We start from the raw sequence: 452 nt of genomic DNA on the forward strand, positions 1-452 counted from the left end.
CCAGTTCAGCCATGTCCTTTCTCCTTGCGTGCCGCGTCGATGGCGGCGTCGATCGCCTCGCGCACGGGCTGTACGGGCTTTGCTACGACCGCGTGCCGGTCTAGGAAGTCCAGCCGCGCCGCGTCCTGCTCCAGCTCCCGGACCTTGGCGCGAGCCTCATCCGCGAACCGCGCTTCGGCCTCTGCCGCCATGCGGTAATGGTCGCGCTCCTGCTCCAGCTCGTGGATGCGAGCGATCAGGGCAGGCAACGCGGTACGTGCTTCCGCGATGAAGCGGCGATCCGCCTCGGACACCACGACGGTTGCGTACTCGTTCCGAATATTGCAGGCATACAGCACGCCGCCATCGCGCCCATCCGGGCCGCTAAGGCGCAGGAAGCTATTGCTGGTCCACCATTCCCACGGCCCGGGCGTTGCCGCCTTCGCCAACCGCTCAAGCTCGTCCAGGTTCAT

The 452-nt window shown here is 66.6% G+C and carries 1 protein-coding gene; it reads right to left on the bottom strand.

The genetic code is table 11. The annotated features are described in order from the left end of the window. Positions 1–5 precede the first annotated feature (5 nt). Positions 6–452, bottom strand: a 447-nt coding sequence (locus AC6EI8_RS26665; RefSeq protein WP_498383423.1) for a hypothetical protein, incomplete at its 5' end; no start/stop codon positions are given.

This window comes from Cupriavidus sp. R6-3 (assembly GCF_059772245.1).